The following is a 23681-nucleotide window of genomic DNA, read 5'->3' on the forward strand; positions in this document are numbered from 1 at the left end:
CATCGAGGACGGGGACATGACATGAAGCAGGTGGCCCAGAACTACCGCTCCGGTGAGCTCGTGGTGCTCGAGGTGCCCACGCCCGCGTGCAAGCCCGGGGGAGTGCTCGTCCGCTCCCTGTACTCCCTGATCTCGACGGGGACCGAGCTGATGAAGGTGACCGAGGCGCGGCTGTCGATGGTCGGCAAGGCGCGTGCACGACCCGACCAGGTGCGCAAGGTGCTCGACTCGGTGGCGCAGCAGGGCCCGGTGGCGACCTACAAGAAGGTCACCGCCACCCTCGACAGCTACACGCCGCTCGGGTACTCGCTGTGCGGCGTCGTGGTGGAGGTCGGCGCCGGCGCAGAGGAGTTCGCCGTCGGTGACCTGGTGGCGGCCGCCGGCAACGAGTTCGCCCTGCATGCGGAGCTCAACTGGGTGCCGACGAACCTGTGTGTGCCTGTCCCAGAGGGCGTTTCGCCGAAGCACGCCGCCTTCGCGACGGTCGGTGCCATCGCCATGCACGGTGTCCGCCGTGCGGAGCCGCAGCTCGGGGAGACCGCCTGCGTCATCGGGCTGGGCCTCGTCGGTCAGCTGGTCGTGCGCCTCCTCGTCGCCGCCGGGGTCCAGGTGGTCGGCGTCGACACGGTGCCCGAGCGCTGCCGACTGGCGGAGCTGGCGGGCGCCTTGGCGTGCGCCGGCCCCGATCCCGAGGGGACGGCATACGTCGAGCAGGTGCTGCACGCTACGACGAACGGGCTGGGTGCCGACCACGTCTACCTCGCCGCGGGTGGCGACACGAACGGCCCCGTGGAGCTCGCGGTCCGGCTCGGCAGGGACCGGGCACGCGTGGTCGACATCGGCAAGACGCGGCTCGACCTGCCTTGGAACGCCTTCTACGAGAAGGAGATCGACTTCAGGTTCTCGCGGTCCTACGGTCCGGGACGCTATGACGACAGCTACGAGCTGGAGGGGCGTGACTACCCGGCGGCCTACGTGCGGTGGACCGAACGGCGCAACCTCGGGTGCTTCCTCGACCTGCTGGCGAGTCGCTCCGTCGACGTCGAGCCGCTCGTGTCGGGAGTCCACGCGATCGAGGACGCGGCGGACGTCTACTCGGCGCTGCGCGACGGGGGCCTGCGGGGCGTCGGCTTCCTCTTCGAGTACCCGCAGCAGGAGCCACCGGCGCACGGGGCGTCCGACGGCAGCCGACCGAGGACGTATGCCGCAGCGCCGACGAACGTCGTGACGCTTCCCTCCCAACCGCGTGCGTCCACGGGCTCCACGGTGCACTCCGCGGTGAGGGTCGGCTTCATCGGTGCCGGCAGCTACGCCACCTCGATGCTGCTGCCGCACCTGGCCAAGGAGCCCACCGCGACGCTGGTGGCCGTCGCGACGACGCGCTCGCTCTCGGCCGTCAACGCGCAGCGCAAGTTCGGCTTCGAGCGCGCCACCACGGATGTGGAGGCGCTCCTGCACGACGACGACGTCGACGCGGTGTTCGTCGTCACGCGTCACCACTCCCACGCCTCCTTCGTCTGCCGGGCCCTGGAGGCCGGCAAGGCCGTGTTCGTCGAGAAGCCGCTGGCCCTGACGGACGCCGACGTGGACCGCGTGCTCGAGGTCGTCGCGAGGACGGGCAATGACCGGCTGATGGTCGGCTTCAACCGCCGCTTCGCGCCGCTCTTCGTCGAGCTGCGCCGACGCTTCGGACCTCCCGCCGGCCCGGTGAGCGCCCGCTACCTCGTCAACGCCGGCCGACTCGACCCCTCGAGCTGGTACCTCGACCAGCAGCTGGAGGGTTCGCGCTTCCTGGGCGAAGGTGGCCACTTCCTCGACACGCTGAGCGCGTTCGTCGGGCACCCTCCGAGCGAAGTCATGGCCCACCAGACGTCGAACGAGCTCAACCTCCAGGTGACCCTGCGCTACGGCGACGGGTCGCTGGCGACCATCGACTACGTCACCGACGGCGACAACCGTTTCCCCAAGGAGACTCTGGACGTGGCCGGCAGCGGCCGCAACGCACGCCTCGACAACTTTCGGCGGGCGACGGTGTGGACGCCGTCCGGGAGGGCGGCCAAGCGCTCGTTCGCCGGCCAGGACAAGGGCCAGCGGGCCGAGCTCACCGCGTTCCTCGGCGCCGTGCGATCGGGCGGGCAGATGCCCATCCCCCTCGAGTCCCTCGTCTCGACGACGCGGTCGACGATCGCCGTGCACCGCAGCCTCACGACCGGTGGGCCGGTGGCCCTGTGAGCCGGTCCGCAAGCTGGTACGTCCGACGTCTGCGTCGCATGCCGCCGCACGAGATCGTCGCGCGCGTCCGTGACCGAGGGCGCCAGCTCGCCTGGCGGCGTCGCCGGGCCACACCGGGGTGGGCGGTGTCAGCACCCGGACCGGTCGAGGGACTGCTCCCGAGGAGGAGCTTCACCTCCACCGTCCCGGAGGTCGCGAGGGCAGGCGTTCCGGCGGCCGCACGCGAGGCGCTGCTGGCCGCCGCGAACCGTCTCCTCGCGGGCGACTGGCTCGTGCTCGGCTGGCCCCGCCCGGACATCGCCGACCCCGACTGGTTCCTCGACCCGGTGACCGGGCGACGGGCGCCGCAGTGGGACTACGCCTTCGACATCGACCATCGCGACGAACCGACCACGGGCAACGTCAAGGCCGTCTGGGAGCTCTCGCGTCACCACCACCTCACCGTCCTGGCCGCCGCCTGGTGGCTGACGGGCGAGGAGCGGTATGCCGCGGCCTCCGCCGCGCAGCTGCGCTCCTGGTGGACGGCCAACCCCTTCCTGTCGGGGGTGCACTGGACGAGCGGCATCGAGCTCGGCATCCGGCTGCTCAGCTGGGTGTGGGTCCGGCGCCTGCTCGACGGCTGGTCGGGTGCCCCCGCCCTGTTCGAGGAGAACGAGGCCGCCCTCCGCCAGATCCGTTGGCACCAGGAGTATCTGGCGGCCTTCCGCAGCTCGGGCTCCTCGGCCAACAACCACCTCGTGGCCGAGGCGTGCGGGCGGCTGGCAGCCGCGTGTGCCTTCCCCTGGTATGCGGAGAGCACCCGCTGGCGCACCGAGGCCGCGGGGCAGCTGGAGGAGTCGCTGTCGGCGAACACGTTCCCCAGCGGGGTCAACCGCGAGCTCGCGACCGACTACCACCGGTTCGTGACGGAGCTGGGCCTGCTCGCCCTCGCCGAGGCCGAGCGAGCCGGTCACCCGTTGGGCCGATCGACGCAGCGGCTCGTCGCGGCGTCGGTCGACGCCGCGGCGGCGCTGCTCGACCCGACCGGTCGTCCGGCCCGGCAGGGCGACGGTGACGAGGGGCGAGGACTCGTCCTCGACAGCCCGCAGGCCGATCCGTGGCGAACGCTGCTCGCCACGGGCGCGGCCGTCTTCGGGAGCAGGCCGTGGTGGCCACCGGTGCATGCCGGGGTGACCAGCGTGGTGGTCGGCGCGCTGGCACGGCGACACGACCTCCCGGGGCGCCCCGACGAAGCGCCGCGCGGCTTCACCGATGCCGGCATCCAGCTCATGGGTGGGAGTTCGCCGGACGGTCGGCCGGCGCTCTGGTGCCGGTGCGACGGTGGGCCTCAGGGGTTCCTCTCCATCGCGGCGCACAGCCATGCCGACGCCCTCTCTGTGGAGGTGCGGCACGGAGGCGTCGACGTCCTCGCCGATCCGGGAACGTACTGCTACCACGGGGAGCCCGAGTGGCGCAGCTACTTCCGCTCCACCCGCGCCCACAACACGGTGGAGGTGGACGGCGCCGACCAGTCGGTGGAGGGTGGCCCCTTCCTCTGGAGCACGCACACCGACGCCGTGGTCGAGCTGGCGGGCGGGACGCCTGACGGACCAGGCGGTGGTCGGCAGGTCTGGGTCGCCCACCACACGGGCTATGCCCGGCTGGATTCGGCACTGCGGCACACGCGGCGAGTGACGTTGGACCCGCCCACGGGCGAGCTCGTCGTCGACGACACGCTCACCGGCTCGAGGCCGCACACGGCTCGTCTCCACTGGCACCTGGGTCCTGAGGTACGAGCCACCCTGCGGCAGAACGAGGCTCACCTGTCGTGGCCTTCGTCGGACGGGGAGCAGGAGGCCTGGCTGCACCTGCCGGCACAGCTGCGCTGGACGGCGCGCCGCGGCGAGACGGGGCCGGTGGCCGGCTGGTACTCCCCGCGGTTCGGCGTGCGGGTGCCCACGACGACGCTCGTCGGAACCGGCTCGTGGAGCGGCACGCTCACTTTGCGCACGCAACTGCTCCTGGCCACCTCGGAGCCTGTCGCCTCATCCGGGGAAACCGCCGTGGCGGCCCCGACCGCGGACCTGGCGTCGGGCGGCTACGTCCCCCCGGGCAGTGGGGAGACGCAGTGAGCGAACAGATCGTCGACCTCCGGTCGATATGGGCCATCCTCCGCAGGCACACGCGCACCCTCGCCGTCGCGGCCGTCGCCGGTGGGCTGGCAGGGGCAGCCCTCCTCGAGACGATGCCGCCGGAGTACACCAGCAGCACCATGGTGCTGTTCGCCCCCGTGCCGGCAGGAACAACGGCTCCTGTCACCGCGCACGCCATCGACACGCAGGTGCAGCTCGCTCGCAGCGACACGGTCCTCGGGCGAGCCGGCCGGACCCTCGACCCACCGCTCGACGCGGACGAGGTGGCCGACCGCATCGCGGTGCTGAGTCCCACCGAGCAGGTGTTGACGATCACCGCACGAGGTGCCACCGCAGGGGAGGCGGAGCGGCTCGCGACCGCAGTCGCACGAGCCGACATCGACTACCTGCAGGAGGCCGCCAGCGGTCTGAGCAGCGACGAGCGCGCCGCGATGGCCAAGCGCAAGGCGACACTCACCGACACCCTCGACGCGGTCAAGAGCGAGCTGGCGACCACCAGCGACCGGTTGCGCAGCGAGGTGCCGTCGTCTCCGGCCGCCAAGGCGGACGCGGCGACGCTGTCCCAGCTCACCGCGCGCCAGGCGGACATCGTCCTGGAGGTCGACGCCCTCAACAAGCAGCTGGTCAGCCAGTCCGCCAGCAGCCAGCCCGGGGTCGGCCCGAGCCTCGTGGGACCGGCCTCCCGGGCGCACACCCTGCCCGCCGTCGTGCGCGGTGGGATGTTCGTCGGCCTCGGGGCGGCATCCGGCTTGGGGATCGCTGCCGGCTTCGTGGTCCTGCGCGGGCGCCGCGAGAAGGCACTGCGCTCGCGCGACCAGATTGCCGACAGCATCGGCATCCCGGTCGTGAGCTCGGTGCAGAGCCGGGTCCCGCGGTCGGTGGCCGGGTGGGTGACCCTGCTGCGCAGCTACGCGCCGAGCAGCACGGATGCCTGGGCCCTGCACCAGCTGCTGCAACGGTTCACGCCCGACGGCGGAACCGGCGTGCAGTCCACCACCGGCCGCAGGGGGCGGACCCAGCAGGAGAGCAGCCGTCGGTCGTCACAGCTGCTGGTGCTCACCCTCGACGGTGACCAGGCCGGGTTGTGCATCGGTCCCCAGCTCGCCTCCTTCGCCGCGGCCAGCGGGAGGCGGACGCGACTCGTCACGACCTCGCAGCGTCAGGAGTCCACGAACTTCCTGCTGGCGGCCTGCTCCCGCATCGGTAGCCATCAGCAGCCACGACCGGGGCTCGTGGTCGACGCCAGAGCGGAGGCGGCCGGTGAGGGCGACCTCGTGGTGCACTGCGTGACGGTGAGCCGCCAGCAGCCGGGTAGCCACCTGGTTCGACCCGACGACGCCGTCACGCTCCTCGCCGTCTCTGCCGGAGGCGCCACGGCCGAGGAGCTGGCCAGGGTGGCGCTGGCTGCGGACGAGGCCGGCGTGCCGCTCCAGGGCATCGTCGTGGCCAACCCTGACGCGCTGGACCGCACCACCGGGCGCCTGCCGGCGGAGCGAGCGGTCCTGGCGCCCCTGCCATCGCTGATGACGGGCGCCGAGCCCGGCGAGCCGGGTGTCGGCAACGCGTTCGGGAGGAAGCGCTGATGGACCTGTCCTGGACCGTCGAGCGCGAGCGCGAGGACGACCTCCTCGAGCCACCTCGTCCGTTGCTGAGCACGTGGCACTACCTACGCAGCTCCCTGCGCCGGCGATGGAGGACCATCGTCGGGCTCTGTGCGCTGGGCCTGCTGCTGGGCCTGGGCCTGGTGCTGGTGGCGCCGCCGGCGACCACCGCCACAGTGACGTTGCTGATGGCTCACCCCGCGACCGAGGACGCACCGGCCGCCAGCGCGACAGACGTCGGCTTGCTCAACACGCGCGTTGTGTCGGACCGCACGGTGTCGGCACTCGGGCTCCAGATGACACCGGAGGCCTTCCGCTCGACGGTCACTGTCGAGCAGATCACCTCCGAGATCATGGCCTTGAAGATCTCGGCTCCTGATCCCGGCTCCGCCGTCGCCAGGGGTGAGGAGCTGGTAAGCCAGTACCTCTCCTTCCGAGCGCAGCAGATGACAGCGACGTCGAGCGGTCTACGCTCTCAGTACGCGACGCGCATCGCCGACGCGCAGCAGCAGGTCGCCGAGCTGACCAGTCAGTTCGACGAGCTGAGCGGGCAGGGCGCCCAGGGGGCCAGCCAGGCGTTCGACGTGCTCGCACGACGCACCGAGCTCAACAGGAAGATCGCCGCCTGGCAGGAGGCGTCGGACGACGCCACCCTCCGGATCAGCGCAGCCATCCAGTCGACCCACGTCATCGACCCCGTGCACGCCGACCCCGTCTCGGCCAAGCGCGCGGCCGTCCTGGCGGGCGCGTCCGGCCTGCTGGTCGGCGGTGCCCTCGGCGTCGGCCTGGTGGTCTTCCGTGCGCTGGTCACCGAGCGGCTGCGCCGTCGCAGGGACATCGGCCTCGCCCTGGGCGCTTCGGTGCGCTTCAGCGTCCGCTCGCCGCGGTCGAGTCGCCGGCCGGCAGGCTTGCGTCGGCTCCTGCGCGGCCGGGCGGGGTGGAAGGGCGACGATCTCGCCACGCTGGCTCTCGGCCTCGAGTCGGCGCTGCGCGACGGCCTCGGGTCTGCCGAGCCCGAGACGCCGCTGGCTCCAGCCGGCATGAACGGTCGGGTGCGCGAGCGCATGGAGGTGACAGCGTCGGCCAGGCCGGCGGTGGCCCTGAACGGCAGCGGCGCAGAGCCCCTCGAGGGTCCGGGCCGATCCCACGGCGTCCTGACGGCGGAGCCGAGACCGGCAGCGAGCCGAGAGCCTGTCAGCACCGTCGCACTCGCCGCCGTCGGCAACGAAGAGGCGGCCGCTGACGTGCTGGCGGCGACGGCCGAGCGGCTGCGTGAGCAGGGTAGGCAGGTGTTCCTCGTGGACCTCACCCAGCAGGGGAGCCTTGCCTGCAGGTCGGAGGTGCGCGGCCTGCCGGTGCACCGGCCGGACGGCATACCGCAGCTCGCTCGCGGGCCTCTCGACGCGGTCCCGGGCAGCCCCGTGGACCTGCCCGGCGACTCGTGGCGGGCCGACTGGGAGTCCGCCGACGTCGCACTGGCGCTGGTGGAGGTCGACCCGGGCATCGAGGTGCAGCACCTGGCCACGTGGGTCGAGCAGGTGGTTCCCCTCGTCGCGGCCGGGGCGGCCGGCGCCGAGCAGCTGAGCACCACGGGCGAGCTCGTGCGCGAGGCAGGGCTCGAGCTGCCGTTCGCCATGATGGTCGGCTGCGACGCCGGCGACCGGAGCCTCGGCGTCCTCGAGCCCCGGAACGACAAGGCGGGGCCGGACGAGGTGAGGGGATGACCCTCACCGCCGCGGTCACCCGGCGCGGCCGTGAGGCGCCGGGCGGTCCTCGCCCCCTGCGGTTCCGGCCCGGGCGCGTTCCCCGAGTGGTCCTGATCGCCTGGGCGGCGTTGATGTTCAACGTCCTCACCCGCGCCGGCGACGGGACCATCATCCCCATCCCGCCTCTCGTGTCCTCGGCAATCGCGCAGTCCTCACTGGTGGTCGCCTTCCTCTTCGCGCTGCTGGCGAACCCCCGGGTGGTGGTCCGGCCCACGCTGTTCCTCGTCCTGCTGACCGTGATGGCGGTCGCGGCACTCGCCGTGAGCCTCCACAGCGAGTTCCTGGTGGGCTCCACCTACCGCGGCGTGCGCCTTGTCGTGTTCGTCGCCTGCCTCTGGCTGCTGACGCCGTGGTGGGGGCGCGACGACCTGGTGCTCCTGCGGTGCCACTGGATCTGCCTCTGGGCCATCCTCGCCTCGGTGGTCGTGGGCGCGGCGCTGGGCCCGGGCAAGGCCTTCGCCAACGACGGACGACTGGGCGGCACGCTGTGGCCGATCTGGCCGACCCAGGTCGCGCACTACAGCGCGCTCCTGCTCGGCGCCACGGCCATCCTCTGGATGTGCCGCATCATCACGGGCCGCCACGCCCTCCTGGCCGCGGTGGTGACGTCGGTGATCCTCCTCGCCACCCACACGCGCACCGCCCTGCTGGGACTCGTGATCGGGCTCGCGCTGGCAAGCGCAAGCCTCTTCATCGGGCACGCCAGGGTGCGCCGGGCCTCGGTCACCGCGCTGCTCGTGGGCGTCGGCACGGGTGTGCTGGTGGCCCCTCAGGTGGCCGCCTGGCTGATGAGGGGCCAGTCCTCCCAGGACGCCGCCATGCTCACCGGTCGCGCGAGCGTGTGGACCTCGGTCTCCCAGCTGGCGAGGCCGATGTCCGCCGAGATCTTCGGGGACGGCCTCTCGAACAAGTCCTTCGCGGGGCAGTCGATCGACAGCAGCTGGGTGTCCACCTTCGTCGACCTCGGCTGGTTGGGCATCGCCCTCGAGATCAGCTTCCTGCTCGTGCTGGTCGTCATGGTGGTCACGCATGTGCGCGGGCCACGTCGTGCCGTGGCCCTCTTCCTCATCGCGTACTGCATCGTCTCCTCGTTCACCGAGACCGGCCTCGGCGACGCGTCCGCCTACCTCCTCGACCTCGTCGTGGCCGCGTCGTTGCTGGTCACGCCCCCACGGCCGGCACCATGAGGCCGGGGCACGGGCCGGGCCTCCGAGAAGGGGGCCCCCTCGGGGAGAGCGGTCGTGCGCCCGTTGTCATCGCGACCATCGCCCGTGAGCAGGGAACCACCGGGGTGCACACCCACGTCCGGGAGCTGCGGCGATTCCTCGAGCGCTCCGGCCATCCGGCCGAGCTGGTGACGCCCCACGGCTGGGCGCATGGTCGGGGAGCCGCGCTGCGCCGACTTGTGCTCCTGGCGCTCTTCGGCACCGGCGCCGTGCTCGAACGGGTGTCGGGGCCGGCCCACGTCTGGTGGTACCGGACGTCCCACGAGGTCTTCCTGCGAAGGACGCTGGCGCGTCGGCTGGGCGATGCGGGCCCGTGCACCGTCTACGCCCAGTGCCCGCTGGCGGCCCGGGCCGCCCTGTCTGCCCGCTCTGGACCGCACCAGCGAGTCGTCCTGGCCGTGCACTTCCGCATCTCCCAGGCCGACGAGTGGGCCGACAAAGGCATGGTCGGGCGCGGGGGAGCCGTGTACCGGTGGATCCGCTCCACGGAGCGCGCGGTCGTGCCGCGCGTCGACGGCCTCGTGTTCGTCTCCGAGTGGGCCCGGGCGGCGCTCCGGGCGTGGTTGCCGCAGGCCGGCCGCGTCCCGAGCACCGTCGTCCACAACTTCGTGGCCAACCCGCAGGCAGGTGCGGGCACGCAACCCGGGTATGCCGTCCCCGACGTCCCTGCGCCCCGTCCGCCGACCGCCGGAGACCTTGTCTCCGTGGGCAGCCTGGAGGCGGTGAAGAACCACCGCTACCTGCTCCGCATCCTGGCAGCGGCACGCCGCAGCGGCCACCCCTACACGTTGGACGTCTTCGGTGAGGGGGTCGAGCGAGGACGCCTGCTCGCCCTGGCCGAGGAGCTCGGGATCTCGGACCTCGTGCGGCTGCAGGGCTTCTGCCGGGACGTTCCCGACCGGCTGCCGGGCTACCGCGCCTACGTCCACGCCTCGTACTCCGAGTCCTCGTCGTTTGCGATCATGGAGGCCATGGCGGCCGGGCTCCCCGTCCTCTCGAGCAGCGAGGGAGCCCTGCACGAGCTGTTCGACGACGGCGTCGAGGGCCGGTTCTGGCCGATCGACGACCCGGAGGCGGCCGCGCGCATCCTCGCCGAGCTGCTCGAGGACGGTGCCGGAGTCACGGCGGCCGGACGGGCGGCCCGGCGGAGGTTCCTCAGGGACTACGACGCCGGCGCCGTGGCCCCACGGCTGCTGCGCTTCCTGCAGGGGGGTGGGCGCGGTACCGCAGCCGGGAGCGGCAGCTTCCCAGCACGACGGCCAGCGCCAGCAGGATCCCGCCGAGCACGTCGCTGAACCAGTGCGCCCCGGAGACGAGCAGGGCCGTCGTCAGCAGGCCCGCGGGGACCGCCAGGGGCACCCACAGCCACCAGCGCACCCGTGGCCGCACGACGAGGAGGCAGCCGCTCAGGCACACGACCAGGGCGACGGTGTGGCCCGACGGGTAGGACCCGCCGCTCTCCGTGACGAAGCCGCCGGAGTCCGGTCGGTGCGTCGCGACCTTCACCACGAGCGTCACGGCACCGGAGACCCCGGCGAGCACGAGCGAGAAGGCCAGCGGCCACCACGACCGCCGCCACAGTGACACCGTGATCGAGGTGGCGCCGAGCAGGAGGACCATGTGGAGCGGGCGCAGGCGAGTCATCCACGGGGTGTAGCGCAGCTGCGTCTCACCCCAGACGCCGTCTGGGCGCAGCCGTTGCAGCACCTCCGCGTCGACGGACTGCGTGACCCCGCGCACGACGAGCAGCGTCAACGAGATGAAGACCAGGGAGAGGCCGAAGGCGCACCACACCGACGCGCGTCTGGCGACGGGCACGGCCGTCAGGTCGGCGGCTGGGCGGCCGGGCACGGGCCCTCACGCCCCGGCCCACGTCGCGGTCGCCCCCATCCACCCATGCTGCAACGACGGCGACCTCCCGAGGAGGGCTTTGGCGCATCACGCCCCGACTCGGCATCGCGCGGGTGCGTGCAGGGGTGCTGCCCGGGATCGACGTGTCGCCGCGGCCGCCTAGACTGACACCCTGATGTCGCACCCTCTTCTCAGCGCCTTCCGGGCGCTTCCTGATGTCCGCCACGTCCTCGACCAGGTGGGTCGTGCCCGCCTCGTCGACATCTCCGCCAGCGACGGCACGCGCCCCTTCCTCGTCGCGGCGCTCGCGCGCCGGGCCGACGGTGCGCCTGTCGACGAGGCGGCCCCGGGCCCGGCGTCCGGTGCTGCGCCCCTCCTCGTCGTCACGGCGACCACCCGCGAGGCCGACGACCTCGCCACCGCGCTGGGTGCCTTCCTGACGCCCGACCACGTCGCCGTCTTCCCGTCCTGGGAGACGCTGCCCCACGAGCGGCTCTCGCCCCGCAGCGACACGGTCGGCCGGCGGCTGGCCGTTCTGCGACGGCTGGTGCACCCCGACCCCGACGACCCGGCATACGGCCCCCTCTCGGTGGTCGTGGCGCCCGTCCGCGCCGTCCTGCAGCCCCTGACCAAGGGCCTCGGTGACCTCGCCCCCGTCGCACTCCGCCCGGGCGACGAGCGACCGCTCGAGGAGGTCGTCGACGCCCTCGTCGCTGCCGCCTACACCCGCACCGACCTGGTCGAACGGCGTGGCGAGTTCGCGGTGCGCGGCGGCATCCTCGACGTGTTCCCGCCCACCGAGGAGCACCCGGTCCGCATCGAGTTCTGGGGCGACACGGTCGAGGAGGTGCGCTGGTTCAAGGTCGCCGACCAGCGCTCCCTCGAGGTCGCCGACCACGGCCTGTGGGCGCCGCCGTGCCGTGAGCTGCTGCTCACCGACGACGTACGCGCCCGTGCCCGCGCGCTCGCCGACCAGCTCCCCGGCGTGGCCGAGATGCTGTCCAAGGTCGCCGAGGGCATCGCCGTCGAGGGCATGGAGTCCCTGGCGCCGGCCCTCGTCGACGGCATGGAGTCGGTGCTGGACGTGCTGCCGGAGCGGTCCATCGTCCTGCTCGCCGACCCCGAGCGCATCCGCCGTCGCGCGCACGACCTCGTCGCCACGAGCGAGGAGTTCCTCGAGGCCAGCTGGGCCAACGCCGCAGCCGGCAACCAGGTGCCCGTCGACCTGCAGTCCCTCCTCGGCAGCGCGTCCTACTGGTCGCTGGCCGACGTCCGCGCCCTGGCGGGACGCATCGGCCTGCCGTGGTGGACCCTGACGCCCTTCGTCGCCGACGCCGACCTCGTCATCGAGGACGACGACGTCGACGAGCGCATCGCCGTGCGCACCGTCGACGCCGACGCCTTCCGCGGCGACACCGACCGTGCCGTCGAGCACCTGCGCGAGCGGGTCCGGAACGGCTGGGCCGTCGCCGTCGTCACCGAGGGCCCCGGCCTCGCCAAGCGCGTGGGCGAGGTGCTGCGCGAGCGCGAGGTCGCGGTGCGCCCCCTCGACACCTCCCGCGACGACTCGCTCGAGCCGGGCTGGGTCCACGTGGCCTGCGCGCCGCTCGGGCGCGGCTTCGTCCACGAGGGCGGCCGCATCGAGGTCCTCACCGAGACCGACCTCACCGGCCAGCCGGGCAGCGGCACGTCCACCAAGGACATGCGCCGTATGCCGTCGCGCCGCCGCAACCAGGTCGACCCCCTCCAGCTGCGCCCGGGCGACCACGTCGTCCACGAGCAGCACGGCGTCGGCCGCTTCGTCGAGATGATGCAGCGCACCGTCGCCGGCGCCACGCGGGAGTACCTCGTCATCGAGTACGCCGCGAGCAAGCGCGGCCAGCCCGGCGACCGCCTCTTCGTCCCCACCGACCAGCTCGACCAGGTCACCAAGTACGTCGGCGGGGAGGAGCCCACCCTCAACAAGATGGGCGGCTCCGACTGGACCAAGACCAAGTCGCGGGCCAAGCGCTACGTCAAGCAGATCGCGGCCGACCTCATCCGCCTCTACAGCGCGCGGCAGGCCACCAAGGGCCACGCCTTCGGACCCGACACCCCGTGGCAGCGCGAGCTCGAGGACGCCTTCGGCTACGTCGAGACGCCCGACCAGCTCGTCAGCATCGACGAGGTCAAGGCCGACATGGAGAAGCAGGTCCCGATGGACCGGCTCATCTGCGGCGACGTCGGCTACGGCAAGACCGAGATCGCCGTGCGGGCCGCCTTCAAGGCCATCCAGGACGGCAAGCAGGCGGCGGTCCTCGTCCCGACGACGCTGCTCGTCAGCCAGCACCAGCAGACCTTCGCCGAGCGCTACTCGCAGTTCCCGGTCAAGGTCGCCTCCCTGTCGCGCTTCCAGGGCGACAAGGAGGCCAAGGAGGTGATGGCCGGCCTGGCCGACGGCACCATCGACCTGGTCATCGGGACCCACCGACTGCTCGCCAAGGACGTGAAGTTCAAGGACCTCGGCCTCGTCATCATCGACGAGGAGCAGCGCTTCGGCGTCGAGCACAAGGAGCTGCTCAAGACGATGCGCACGGCCGTCGACGTGCTGTCGATGTCGGCGACCCCGATCCCGCGCACGCTCGAGATGGCGGTCACCGGCATCCGCGAGATGTCCACTCTCGCAACGCCGCCCGAGGAGCGTCATCCGGTCCTCACCTTCGTCGGCGCCTACGACGAGAAGCAGATCACGGCGGCGGTCCGCCGCGAGCTGCTGCGCGAGGGCCAGGTCTTCTTCGTGCACAACAAGGTGAGCAGCATCGAGAAGGCGGCCGCCCGGCTGCGTGAGCTCGTGCCCGAGGCGCGCATCGCGACGGCCCACGGCCAGATGGGCGAGCACAAGCTCGAGCAGGTCGTCGAGGACTTCTGGGAGAAGCGCTTCGACGTGCTCGTGTGCACGACCATCGTCGAGACCGGCCTCGACATCTCGAACGCCAACACCCTCATCGTCGAGCGCTCCGACGTGCTCGGCCTCAGCCAGCTGCACCAGCTGCGCGGACGTGTCGGTCGAGGGCGCGAGCGGGCCTACGCCTACTTCCTCTACCCGCCCGAGAAGCCGATGACCGAGACCGCGCACGACCGCCTGCGCACCATCGCGAGCAACACCGACCTCGGCTCGGGCATGGCCGTGGCCATGAAGGACCTCGAGATCCGTGGCGCCGGCAACCTTCTCGGCGGCGAGCAGTCCGGGCACATCCAGGGCGTCGGCTTCGACCTCTACGTCCGCCTCATCGGCGAGGCCGTCGCCGACTTCCGTGGTGACGCCGTCGACCTGCCGGCCGAGATCAAGATCGAGCTGCCCGTCGACGCGCACCTGCCCCACGACTACGTGCCGGGGGAGCGGTTGCGGCTCGAGGCGTACAAGAAGCTCGCGACCGTCGAGACGTTCGAGGCCGTCGACGAGATCGAGGCCGAGCTGCGAGACCGCTACGGTGCGCCGCCCAAGCCGGTGCAGAACCTCCTCGAGGTCGCCCGGCTGCGGGTCGTGGCCCGGGCCGCCCGCATCGGCGACATCGGCCTGCAGGGCAAGGTCGTGCGCTTCGGCCCGGTCAAGGAGCTGCGCGAGAGCCAGCAGCTGCGGCTCATGCGGCTCTACCCCGGGACGCTGGTCAAGGAGGCGCTCGGCACGATTCTCGTGCCCGCCCCGATGACCGCCCGCGTCGGCGGCAAGCCGCTGCGCGACGTGGAGGTCCTGACCTGGGCCCGCCAGCTGATCACCGCCGTGCTGCTCGACGACATCGCTGCGGCGGCCGCCACGGCGGGAGCGTCGTCCGGCGCCGCGTCGGGTGCGGCGAGGTCTGCTGTCGGCGCCCCGTAGGATGTGCATCGCATCCGCCAGAGGAGGAAGTTCGTGAAGGCTTGGTCTGCCCATCCCGCTAAGCGCGTGGCCGTTCTCGGCATCGCCGCCATCGGCGCCGTGTCGCTGCTCGGCGGCTGCGGCTTCGAGGAGCGCCAGCAGGCCGCGGCCATCGTCAACGGCCAGGTGATCCACGAGTCCGACGTCCAGCAGACGTACGACCAGCTCAAGGCCGCCAAGATGAACTTCGCCGAGAACATCGTCGTCACCGCCCTCGTCGCCGCACCACTGCTCAAGGACGCCGTCTCCAAGTCGGGCAGCTGGCAGCCCGACGAGACGTACGCGTCGGTCATCGCCTCCATCCCCGGTGCCACCGACACCACGAAGCAGTTCGTGGAGGCCGTCGCCCTCATCCAGTCGCAGCGCATGACGCCTGCCGACGTCTCCGCCTACCGCGCCGACCTCAAGAAGGCCGACATCAGCGTCAACCCGAAGTACGGCTCGGTCGTGCAGTCCGACGAGGGCCCCGTCTACTTCACGATCGGCCAGAAGACGCCCAACTGGGTCAAGCCAGGGGCCAACCCGGCGCCGGCCACCGCCCAGTAGCCTCGAGCCCCTTCCCGCCGCTCGTGAGTGCCCGCGTCGTCCTGCTCGTCACCACCCCACGCATCGCGCCGGGGCTGCTGACCCGCGAGGCCTGGCGCACGCTCGAGCAGGCGTATGCCGTGTGGGGCCGCCCCGACGAGCCGCAGGTCGCCGCCGTGGCCGAGGCGGGCATCGACGTGCTCGCCCCCGCCGCCGACCAACCGGCCCAGCTGGCGCGCGACCTCGTGGCAGCGTCCGGAGCCGGTGACGTCGTGTGGGTAGGCTCGTCCGACGGTGACCCGGGGCTCAGCGACGCCATCGCGGTCGAGGTCTCGCGCCTGCCCGAGCCACCCGACGTCGAGCTGCTCATCGGCTCCTTCGACGTGCCGGGCGCGCGCCTGCTCGACGTCGTCGCCGTGATGGATCGCCTGCGGTCGCCGGGCGGCTGTCCCTGGGACGCCGAGCAGACCCACACCTCCCTCGTGCCCTACCTGCTCGAGGAGGCCCACGAGGCCGTCGAGGCCATCGAGAGCGGCGACCCGGCCCACATGCAGGAGGAGCTCGGTGACCTGCTGCTGCAGGTGGCCTTCCAGGCCCGCGTGGCGCAGGAGCACCCGAGCCGGCCGTTCGGTATCGACGACGTCGCAGGCGGCCTCGTCGACAAGCTCGTGCGCCGGCACCCCCACGTGTTCGCCGACGTCGACGCCGAGACCGCCGAGCAGGTGGCCGCCAACTGGGACGCCATCAAGTCGGGGGAGAAGCCGCACCGCACCCACCCGCTCGACGGCGTGCCGGCCGCCCTGCCGGCGCTCGCCCGTGCCGACAAGGTCGTGTCCCGGCTGGAGAAGGCCGGCCGAGGAGACGTGGTCGCCGCCGCCGCGACAGGTGACGACCCGGGCGCCCGGCTGCTCGCGCTGGTCCTCGCCGCCCGCGCCGAGGGCGTGGACGCAGAGGCCGCGTTGCGTGCAACCCTGCGGCGGCTGCACGGCGACGTCGCGTCGCCCGGCGACACGGACTGACGCGCCGCACCACCCGGCACACGGCACCGTCACGCGAGGGGCGCGGCACGCGACCGTGCAGGCGGTGCGCTCCGACCTGCCTGCGCCCAGCGGGAGGCCGGTGTGGGCACGGAGGTGGGGTCCGTGCCCACAGCGGCCGGCCCGGGGGTGGGCACCCGGGCGTCAGTAGGCCCCGCGCGAGGCGAACACGGCTCGAACCGTGCGAGCCAGGATGGTGAGGTCCTGGACGATCGACCAGTTGTCGACGTAGTAGAGGTCGAGGCGGACGGTGTCCTCCCAGGACAGGTCGCTGCGTCCGGAGACCTGCCACAGGCCGGTGAGGCCCGGGCGCACGTGCAGGCGGCGCTGGACGTCGGTCTCGTAGCGGCGGACCTCCGACGGCAGCGCCGGCCGCGGTCCGACCAGGCTCATCTCCCCGTTGATGACGTTGATCAGCTGCGGCAGCTCGTCGATCGAGAACCGGCGCATGACTGCACCGATCCGCGTGATCCGCGGGTCGTCCGCCGCCTTGAAGAGCACGCCGCCGGCGTTCTTGTTGAGGTGGCTGACGCTCGAGAGCCGGGCCTCGGCGTCGACCACCATGCTGCGGAACTTCAGGCACTCGAAGAGCTGGCCGTCGCGACCGACGCGGATCTGGCGGAAGAGCACCGGCCCGCCGTCCTGCAGCTTGGTCAGCAGCGCGAAGACGATCATGACCGGTGAGGCGAGCAACAACGCGATGCTGGCGCCGAGCAGGTCGAAGGTGCGCTTGAGGCCACGCGACGCCGCGAGGCTCTGCGGCGGTTCGACGTGCACGAGCGGCAGCCCGCCGACCGGACGCATGGCCATCCGGCCCGAGGAGATGTCGCTGAGGCTGGGAACCACCGCCATCTGGACGTTGTGGCCCTCGAGGTCCCAGGCGATCCGCCGGAAGTCGACGGGCGCCGGGAAGGCCCCCTCGGCGAACAGGACGAGGTCGGCCTCGGACGCGAGGGCGTTCTGCGCGGTCTCGTGCGTGAAGCCGATGACCGGCACCCCCGCTGGCGTCGTGTCCACGAACCCGGACGCCGGCACCAGGGCGCCGATGACCTGGAAGCCCAGCCACTTCTCGCGGCGCAGCACGGTGGCCACCTCGTCGACGCGTTCCTGCGACCCCGACAGGAGCACCTTGGTCAGCAGGTGTCCGCGCTCGCGCAGCCTCTGCACGATACGACGGGCCGACCACCTCCACCCGAGCAGAAGCGGTACGCCGACCACGAACAGCAGCACGAAGAACGCCCTGGACAGCTCGAACTTCGTCAGGTAGCTGCTGATGCCGAGGAAGCCGGCCGTGAAGCCCGACGCCCCCAGCACCCGGGTGTACTCGATGGTGCCCACCCCGACGTGGGCCCGGGCGTAGGTGCCCCGCACGACGTTGGCCAGCATCCACGCGACCACGACCCACAGCCCCAGCGAGGTGGCGATCGTGTTGATGTCGTTGGTGACCGGAAGCACCGGCACCCGGATGTTGCCCCGCGCAGCGAGGAAGGTCGCCGCCCCGACGAGGATGACGTCACCGGCAGCGATACCGAGCTGCAGCAGGCGCTCCCCCCGAGCCCTGCGTGTTGCCCTTCGTGCATCCACCCTTGCGTTGAGATCCAGGAGAATCGTTCCTGGTTGACCGACAGCTTGACCCATGAGCGCAACCCCCCGCTGGCCCCGAGACTTCCCCTATGAACGCCACCCCCCGGCGACTACTTCGGAGTATGTCGGCTGGGCCGAAGGCAAAAGTCAAGAAACTGTAAAGTGCCTGTCTGGTTGACGCGCTTTGCGCGCCGGTGGGCCCAATGTCTGGCAGCATCTCCCAACCTTTCGGCGAAGGAGCCCACGATCCGGGCGGGTGCCGCGTGGCTGTGAGCTCGTGGAGGACCCAGCGACTAGGCTGCGGACGGTATCGGGACGTGTCGTGCGCCGCTGGGGTCGCGACGGTCTCCACGTGTGCGTGCGTCCCGGTCGACGCATCTGCGCGAACCGCTGCGGATGCCCGAGCGCGACTGCACAGGAGAGCCAAGTGGCCAGCATTGAGGAGATTGGCGCCCGCGAGATCCTGGACTCGCGCGGCAACCCCACCGTCGAGGTCGAGATCCGCCTCGACGACGGCACGTTCGCCCGTGCCGCCGTCCCGTCCGGTGCCTCGACGGGCGCCTTCGAGGCATCCGAGCGCCGTGACGGCGACAAGGGCCGCTACCTCGGCAAGGGCGTGGAGCAGGCCGTCGACGCGGTCATCGAGGAGATCAACCCGCGGCTCGTCGGCTTCGACGCCAGCGAGCAGCGCCTCGTCGACGCGGAGATGACCGCCCTGGACGGCTCGTCCAACAAGGAGAACCTCGGCGCCAACGCCATCCTCGGCGTCTCGCTCGCCGTGGCCCACGCCGCGGCCGAGTCGGCGGGCCTGCCGCTCTTCCGCTACGTCGGCGGTCCCAACGCCCACGTGCTGCCGGTCCCGATGATGAACATCCTCAACGGTGGGTCGCACGCGGACTCCAACGTCGACATCCAGGAGTTCATGATCGCGCCGATCGGTGCGCCCACCTTCCGCGAGGCCCTGCGCTGGGGCACCGAGGTCTACCACTCGCTCAAGAAGGTGCTGCACGACCGCGGCCTGGCCACCGGCCTCGGTGACGAGGGCGGTTTCGCGCCCAACCTCGAGTCCAACCGGGCGGCCCTCGACCTCATCCTCGAGGCGATCCGCGCGGCCGGCTACGAGCCCGGGCGCGACATCGCCCTGGCCCTCGACGTGGCCGCCTCCGAGTTCTTCGAGGACGGCTCGTACGCCTTCGAGGGCGCCAGCAAGTCGGCTGACGAGATGGTTGCCTACTACGCCGAGCTCGTGGCCGCCTACCCGCTCGTCTCCATCGAGGACCCCCTCAACGAGGAGGACTGGGACGGCTGGAAGTCCATGACCGAGCTGCTCGGCGGCAAGGTCCAGATCGTCGGCGACGACCTCTTCGTCACCAACCCCGAGCGCCTGGCCCGCGGCATCTCCACCGGCACGGCCAACGCGCTGCTCGTCAAGGTCAACCAGATCGGCACGCTGACCGAGACCCTCGACGCCGTCACCCTCGCCCAGACCAACGGCTACCGCTGCATGATGAGCCACCGGTCGGGCGAGACCGAGGACGTGACCATCGCCGACCTGGCCGTCGCCACCAACTGCGGCCAGATCAAGACGGGCGCGCCGGCCCGGTCCGAGCGCGTCGCCAAGTACAACCAGCTGCTGCGCATCGAGGAGGAGCTCGACGACGCCGCCGTCTACGCCGGTGCCGGCGCGTTCCCCCGCTTCGACGCCGGGCGCTTCGGCGCCGAGGGCTGATCGCCGTGGCCGACCGCACTCCCTCCCGTCCGGGTCGCCCGTCCTCGACGGGTCGGCCGGGTGGGAGCGCGCGGTCGGCCGGCGCCCGACCGGCAGCGCGCAGCTCGTCGGCCGCGAGCTCGACGCCCTCCGCCCGACGTTCCTCGGCGACGCGACCGGGCCAGGCGCGGCCCGGTGCCGTCCGGGCCAGCCGTCCCGGCGCCGGCAAGGAGCGCCCGGCGCTCGCGGCCCGACCCCGCACGCCGCAGGCGACGCCGCCGTCCGCCTCCACGGCCTGGGTGCGCGGCGCCATACTCCTCGGCATCCTCGTCATGCTGGCCGTGACGATCGTGCCGACCCTGCGCTCGCTCGTGCAGCAGCGTGGCGACGCGGCGGCCATGGCTGACAAGGTGGCTGCCCAGCGCCAGACCGTCCAGCAGCTGCAGCACGAGGCAGCGCTGTGGAAGGACCCCGCCTACATCGAGGTGCAGGCGCGCGAGCGCCTCAAGTTCGTCCGGGTCGGCGACCGCGCCTACACGGTCATCGACGGCGACTCCGGGGCCACGAGCGCACCGGCCGCCCCCCGTCCGGTCGTGGCCGCACCCATGGCCAACGCCGCCTCTCCCTGGTATGGCAAGGTGTGGCAGTCGATCCAGATCGCCGACCGTCCGACTGCGGGTGTCACACGCACGAAGTGACTGTCGGTCTCCTTCGAGCCACCGACTCCGAGCCCTGAGTGAGCTGCCCAAGTGAGCACCGCGTGAACGACCCCGTCCCGCCCAGCCCCGCGCCCGTCGACGAGGCAGACCTCGACGCCGTCGAGCGCCAGCTGGGTCGACGCCCCCGCGGCGTGACCGAGGTGGCGCACCGCTGCCCCTGCGGGGAGCCGGACGTGCTGCGCACCGAGCCGCGGCTGCCCGACGGCACGCCCTTCCCGACGACCTACTACGCCACGTGCCCGCGGCTCACCGGTGCCGTGAGCACGCTCGAGACGGCGGGCGTGATGCGGGAGATGACCGAGCGGCTCGGCCACGACGAGGCGCTCGCCGCCGCCCACGCCAGGGCGCACGAGCACTACCTCGCGCGGCGTGCCGAGCTCGGGGAGGTCCCCGAGATCGCGGGCGTCTCCGCAGGGGGCATGCCGACGCGCGTGAAGTGCCTGCACGTCCTGGTGGGCCACTCCCTGGCGGCCGGACCCGGCGTGAACCCCCTCGGTGACGAGGCCCTCGCCATGCTCGACGACTGGTGGCAGCCCACCTCGTGCGCCGCGCTGCACGCCGCCGAGGACGCCGCCGAGGACGCCGCCGAGGACGCCGCGGCCGGTGCTGGCACCGACCCCGTCTCCGACGGCGGCCCGGAAGGGGCGCACCATGGGTGACGCGAACGTCCGCGTCGGCGCGATCGACTGCGGCACCAACTCGATCCGTCTGCTGGTGGCCGACGTCGACCCGGCCACAGGCGCGCTCACGGACGTGCGGCGCCGCATGGAGATCGTCCGTCTCGGCCACGGGGTCGACCGCACCGGGGTGATCGCGCCGGAGTCCATGGAGCGCACGCTCGCGGTCACCGAGGAGTATGCGGCCGCGTGCCGTGAGCTCGGCGCCGCCGAGGCCCGCTTCGTGGCCACGTCCGCCTCGCGGGACGCCCGCAACGCGGACGAGTTCATCGAGGGCGTACGCGGTGCCTTCCTCGAGCACTACGGCAAGGAGGTCTCGCCCGAGGTCGTCTCGGGCGACGAGGAGGCGGCCCTCTCCTTCGACGGTGCCACCGGGGGTCTTGCTGCTCAGGGCGTCGGTGGCCCGTACCTCGTCGTCGACCTGGGCGGCGGCTCCACCGAGCTGGTGCGCGGCACCGACCACGTCGAGGCGGCCCGGTCGGTCGACATCGGCTGCGTGCGCATGACCGAGCGCCACCTCGTGAGCGACCCGCCGACCGACGAGGAGATCGGCAAGGCCACGCGCGACATCGACGAGGCGCTCGACCTCGCCGAGTCCGCCGTGCCGCTCGACGGGGTCGCCACGCTCGTCGGCCTGGCCGGCAGCGTCACGACGATCACGGCGCACCTGCTGCGCCTGACGGCATACGACCCGGATCGCATCCACCTGGCGCGCTCCGCGCCCGCCGACATGGTGGTCGCCTGCGACGACCTGCTGGCCATGACGCGGGCCTGCCGCGCCGAGCTGCCCTACATGCACCCCGGCCGGGTCGACGTCATCGGCGCCGGCGCCCTCGTGTGGCGTCGTGTCGTCGAGCGCCTCGTCGACCGTGCGGGCATCACCGAGGTCATCACCTCCGAGCACGACATCCTCGACGGCATCGCCCTGCGCGTGGCCAGGCGCCCACGCTGAGGCGCGCCCCGGAGCCGGCCCCGCGGTCCCGGCCCTCAGGCCGCCGAAGAAGCAGCGGCGAGCACCGGCTCGTCCGCCTGCTCCTGGGCCCGGCGGCGGTTGGCGCGCAGGCGCGCGGCCATCCACAGCGCCGCCGAGACCCCGAGCGCCCACGTGCCGTTGACGACGGTCGCGTCCACCACGCCGTAGGTGACGAAGAAGAGGGTCACGAAGACGATCGCCCGCACGTGCCGGGCCGAGAGGCGCACGGCGGCGAGCAGCAGCCCGCCCCACAGGAGGTACCACGGGTGCAGGACGGGGCCCGAGGCGCAGAGCACGAGCATCGCCCCCGCCGTCGCGAGCACCGGGTTGCGCGGCGCCACCCTCCAGGCCACCCAGACGATGCCGGCCAGGCCGGCGAGCAGACCGATCGTCTGCGCGATCGGCACCGGGGCGGAGTAGAGGCTCTCGGGCATGCCGCCGACCCGCATCAGCCACTCGACCGCGCTGCCCACGAAGGTCGGCGGCGACAGCAGCGACCGGAGCGTGACCGGCACCGAGAGGTTGGGGATCCAGCCCCAGCCGAGGCCGGTGACCGCGGTGACGGCCGTGAACGTGCCCAGCACGATCGCGCCGTGGACGAGGCCGTGGCGCAGCATCGCCCGCAACCGTGCCGCCGCACCCGGCGCCAGGTCGCTCTGGGCCTGCAGGGCCATGCCGACGACCCCGATCAGTGCGAGCACGGCCGTCTGCTTGTACGAGGCGGCCACGGCGACGGTCATCGACGCGACGACGAGCTGGCCGCGGCTGGCGAGGAGCAGGGCCAGCGTCACGAGGGCCACCATGACGGCGTCGCCGTGCGCGCCACCGATGAAGTGCATCACCACGAGCGGGTTGAGCACGCCCAGCCACAGCGCGTGCCGGCCGCTCACGCCGTAGCGCTCGGCCAGGCGGGGGAGCGCGTAGGCGAGGAGTCCCACCGCGAGCAGCGCGGGCAGTCGCATCGCGACGGCCGAGACGTACGCGTTGTCGGGGAAGAGGCTCACGACGCCGTGCTGGACCTGCAGGGCCAGCGGACCGTAGGGCGCCGGGGTGTCCCTCCACATGGGGTCGACCTGGTCGGCGAAGGGCCCGGGCACCCAGAAGGGGCCGACGGCATACGGGTCCATCGCCCGGGAGATGATCTTGCCCTGTGCCGCGTAGCTGTAGGCGTCGCGGCTGAACAGCGGCGGTGCGAGCATGACCGGCAGGCTCCACAGCAGCCACGCGAGCGAGGGGGCCTTGCGGCCGTGCACCGGCCGCATCCGCAGCCAGGCGTCGACGAGCAGCGCCATGCCGACGGCGAGCAGGACGGTGGTCAGCACCCGCCCGAGACCGCTGCCGAGCCACTCGAGGTGGAAGCGCTCGATGAGGGGGGAGGCGGGCAGGTCGAAGGTGTTCTCGGGCAGAAAGGCGGGGCTGATCGACCCGGCGGCCACGAGCGACATGCCCAGCATGCCGCGGCGGACCATCCGGTCGCTCCAGGTGCGTGCCAGGGAGGCGACGAGGCGGTCCCGCAGCTCGAGGGCACGGGAGTCGAGCGCGCCGGGCACGAGCGGACGAGCCGTCGTCGTCGCCCCGGCGACACGCTGCTCCAGCACCCGCTGCTCCTTCGTTCTGGTGTGCGTCCGCGCCAGGCGGCGCGGCGCGATCCGCCGGAGGGCGCGTCGGACTCCCCTGGGACCACGTTCGTGCAGGTCATTCTAGGTGCAGCGGCTGACGGAGGGTCGAGCCACGCCCGAGGCGCGGGCACGACCC

Annotated in this window: 15 protein-coding genes and 1 pseudogene; 13 read left to right on the forward strand and 3 right to left on the reverse strand. The window is 72.5% G+C overall.

Annotated features, from left to right (window positions below; translation table 11 throughout):
- Positions 1-21 precede the first annotated feature (21 nt).
- From ABD194_RS03420 to ABD194_RS03445, 6 genes and pseudogenes are all read left to right on the forward strand, one after another.
- Complete coding sequence (locus ABD194_RS03420; protein ID WP_343987532.1) at positions 22-2232, forward strand: bi-domain-containing oxidoreductase; 2211 nt, start codon at positions 22-24, stop codon at positions 2230-2232.
- Positions 2233-2357: 125 nt separating this feature from the next.
- On the forward strand, positions 2358-4343 hold the full coding sequence (locus ABD194_RS03425; protein ID WP_343987535.1) for an alginate lyase family protein: 1986 nt from the start codon (positions 2358-2360) through the stop codon (positions 4341-4343).
- Positions 4340-5947: a Wzz/FepE/Etk N-terminal domain-containing protein gene (locus ABD194_RS03430; protein ID WP_343987539.1), complete on the forward strand. Its 1608-nt coding sequence runs from the start codon at positions 4340-4342 to the stop codon at positions 5945-5947. The genes ABD194_RS03425 and ABD194_RS03430 overlap by 4 nt, the downstream gene beginning before the upstream one ends.
- A complete protein-coding gene (locus ABD194_RS03435; RefSeq protein WP_343987544.1) occupies positions 5947-7689 on the forward strand; it encodes a GumC domain-containing protein in 1743 nt (580 codons plus the stop codon). Before ABD194_RS03430 ends, ABD194_RS03435 begins: the two co-directional genes overlap by 1 nt.
- On the forward strand, positions 7686-8918 hold the full coding sequence (locus ABD194_RS03440; RefSeq protein ID WP_343987548.1) for a hypothetical protein: 1233 nt from the start codon (positions 7686-7688) through the stop codon (positions 8916-8918). Before ABD194_RS03435 ends, ABD194_RS03440 begins: the two co-directional genes overlap by 4 nt.
- A pseudogene (locus ABD194_RS03445) lies at positions 8915-10093 on the forward strand (glycosyltransferase); the annotation flags it as partial. The gene ABD194_RS03440 and the pseudogene ABD194_RS03445, both read left to right, overlap by 4 nt.
- Before the next feature lie 19 nt (positions 10094-10112).
- On the opposite strand, the gene ABD194_RS03450 reads toward ABD194_RS03445, so the two are convergent.
- Positions 10113-10808, reverse strand: a complete 696-nt coding sequence (locus tag ABD194_RS03450; RefSeq protein ID WP_343987551.1) for a phosphatase PAP2 family protein — start codon at positions 10806-10808, stop codon at positions 10113-10115.
- Positions 10809-10983: 175 nt separating this feature from the next.
- On the opposite strand from ABD194_RS03450, the gene mfd reads away from it, so the two are divergent.
- The 3 genes from mfd to ABD194_RS03465 are packed head-to-tail and all read left to right on the forward strand — an operon-like array spanning position 10984 to position 16247.
- Positions 10984-14664: a transcription-repair coupling factor gene (mfd, locus tag ABD194_RS03455; RefSeq protein WP_343987554.1), complete on the forward strand. Its 3681-nt coding sequence runs from the start codon at positions 10984-10986 to the stop codon at positions 14662-14664.
- Positions 14665-14697: 33 nt separating this feature from the next.
- Positions 14698-15249 carry a SurA N-terminal domain-containing protein gene (locus tag ABD194_RS03460; RefSeq protein WP_343987557.1) on the forward strand — a complete coding sequence of 184 codons (552 nt, stop codon included), beginning with the start codon at positions 14698-14700 and terminating at the stop codon, positions 15247-15249.
- Positions 15250-15272: 23 nt separating this feature from the next.
- Positions 15273-16247 carry a nucleoside triphosphate pyrophosphohydrolase gene (locus tag ABD194_RS03465; RefSeq protein ID WP_343987560.1) on the forward strand — a complete coding sequence of 325 codons (975 nt, stop codon included), beginning with the start codon at positions 15273-15275 and terminating at the stop codon, positions 16245-16247.
- Between the two features lie 162 nt (positions 16248-16409).
- On the opposite strand, the gene ABD194_RS03470 is transcribed toward ABD194_RS03465, so the two are convergent.
- A complete protein-coding gene (locus ABD194_RS03470; protein WP_343987563.1) occupies positions 16410-17849 on the reverse strand; it encodes a sugar transferase in 1440 nt (479 codons plus the stop codon).
- 427 nt (positions 17850-18276) lie between these two features.
- Between ABD194_RS03470 and eno the strand changes: the two genes are divergently transcribed.
- The 4 genes from eno to ABD194_RS03490 all read left to right on the forward strand — a co-directional run bounded on the left by eno (position 18277) and on the right by ABD194_RS03490 (position 21905).
- Entirely contained in the window at positions 18277-19578 is a 1302-nt protein-coding gene (gene eno, locus ABD194_RS03475) for a phosphopyruvate hydratase (RefSeq protein WP_343987566.1), read from the forward strand.
- A gap of 5 nt (positions 19579-19583) precedes the next feature.
- The gene (locus ABD194_RS03480) at positions 19584-20255 is read left to right on the forward strand and encodes an FtsB family cell division protein (protein ID WP_343987569.1); all 672 of its coding nucleotides are present in this window, start codon (positions 19584-19586) and stop codon (positions 20253-20255) included.
- 62 nt (positions 20256-20317) lie between these two features.
- The gene (locus tag ABD194_RS03485) at positions 20318-20935 is read left to right on the forward strand and encodes a DUF501 domain-containing protein (protein ID WP_343987572.1); all 618 of its coding nucleotides are present in this window, start codon (positions 20318-20320) and stop codon (positions 20933-20935) included.
- The gene (locus ABD194_RS03490; RefSeq protein WP_343987575.1) at positions 20928-21905 is read left to right on the forward strand and encodes a Ppx/GppA phosphatase family protein; all 978 of its coding nucleotides are present in this window, start codon (positions 20928-20930) and stop codon (positions 21903-21905) included. The genes ABD194_RS03485 and ABD194_RS03490 overlap by 8 nt, the downstream gene beginning before the upstream one ends.
- A gap of 35 nt (positions 21906-21940) precedes the next feature.
- On the opposite strand, the gene mptB is transcribed toward ABD194_RS03490, so the two are convergent.
- Complete coding sequence (mptB, locus tag ABD194_RS03495) at positions 21941-23524, reverse strand: polyprenol phosphomannose-dependent alpha 1,6 mannosyltransferase MptB (protein ID WP_343987578.1); 1584 nt, start codon at positions 23522-23524, stop codon at positions 21941-21943.
- Between the last annotated feature and the right edge of the window lie 157 nt (positions 23525-23681).

This window comes from Terrabacter terrae (genome assembly GCF_039529575.1).
Classification (GTDB): Bacteria; Actinomycetota; Actinomycetes; order Actinomycetales; family Dermatophilaceae; genus Terrabacter; species Terrabacter terrae.

Excerpts from the sequence above, each read along its gene's own strand:
- ABD194_RS03420 (WP_343987532.1), top strand. The coding sequence starts at position 22 with ATGAAGCAGGTGGCCCAGAACTACCGCTCCGGTGAGCTCGTGGTGCTC.
- ABD194_RS03435 (WP_343987544.1), top strand. The coding sequence starts at position 5,947 with ATGGACCTGTCCTGGACCGTCGAGCGCGAGCGCGAGGACGACCTCCTC.
- ABD194_RS03440 (WP_343987548.1), top strand. The coding sequence starts at position 7,686 with ATGACCCTCACCGCCGCGGTCACCCGGCGCGGCCGTGAGGCGCCGGGC.
- mfd (WP_343987554.1), top strand. The coding sequence starts at position 10,984 with ATGTCGCACCCTCTTCTCAGCGCCTTCCGGGCGCTTCCTGATGTCCGC.
- ABD194_RS03490 (WP_343987575.1), top strand. The coding sequence starts at position 20,928 with ATGGGTGACGCGAACGTCCGCGTCGGCGCGATCGACTGCGGCACCAAC.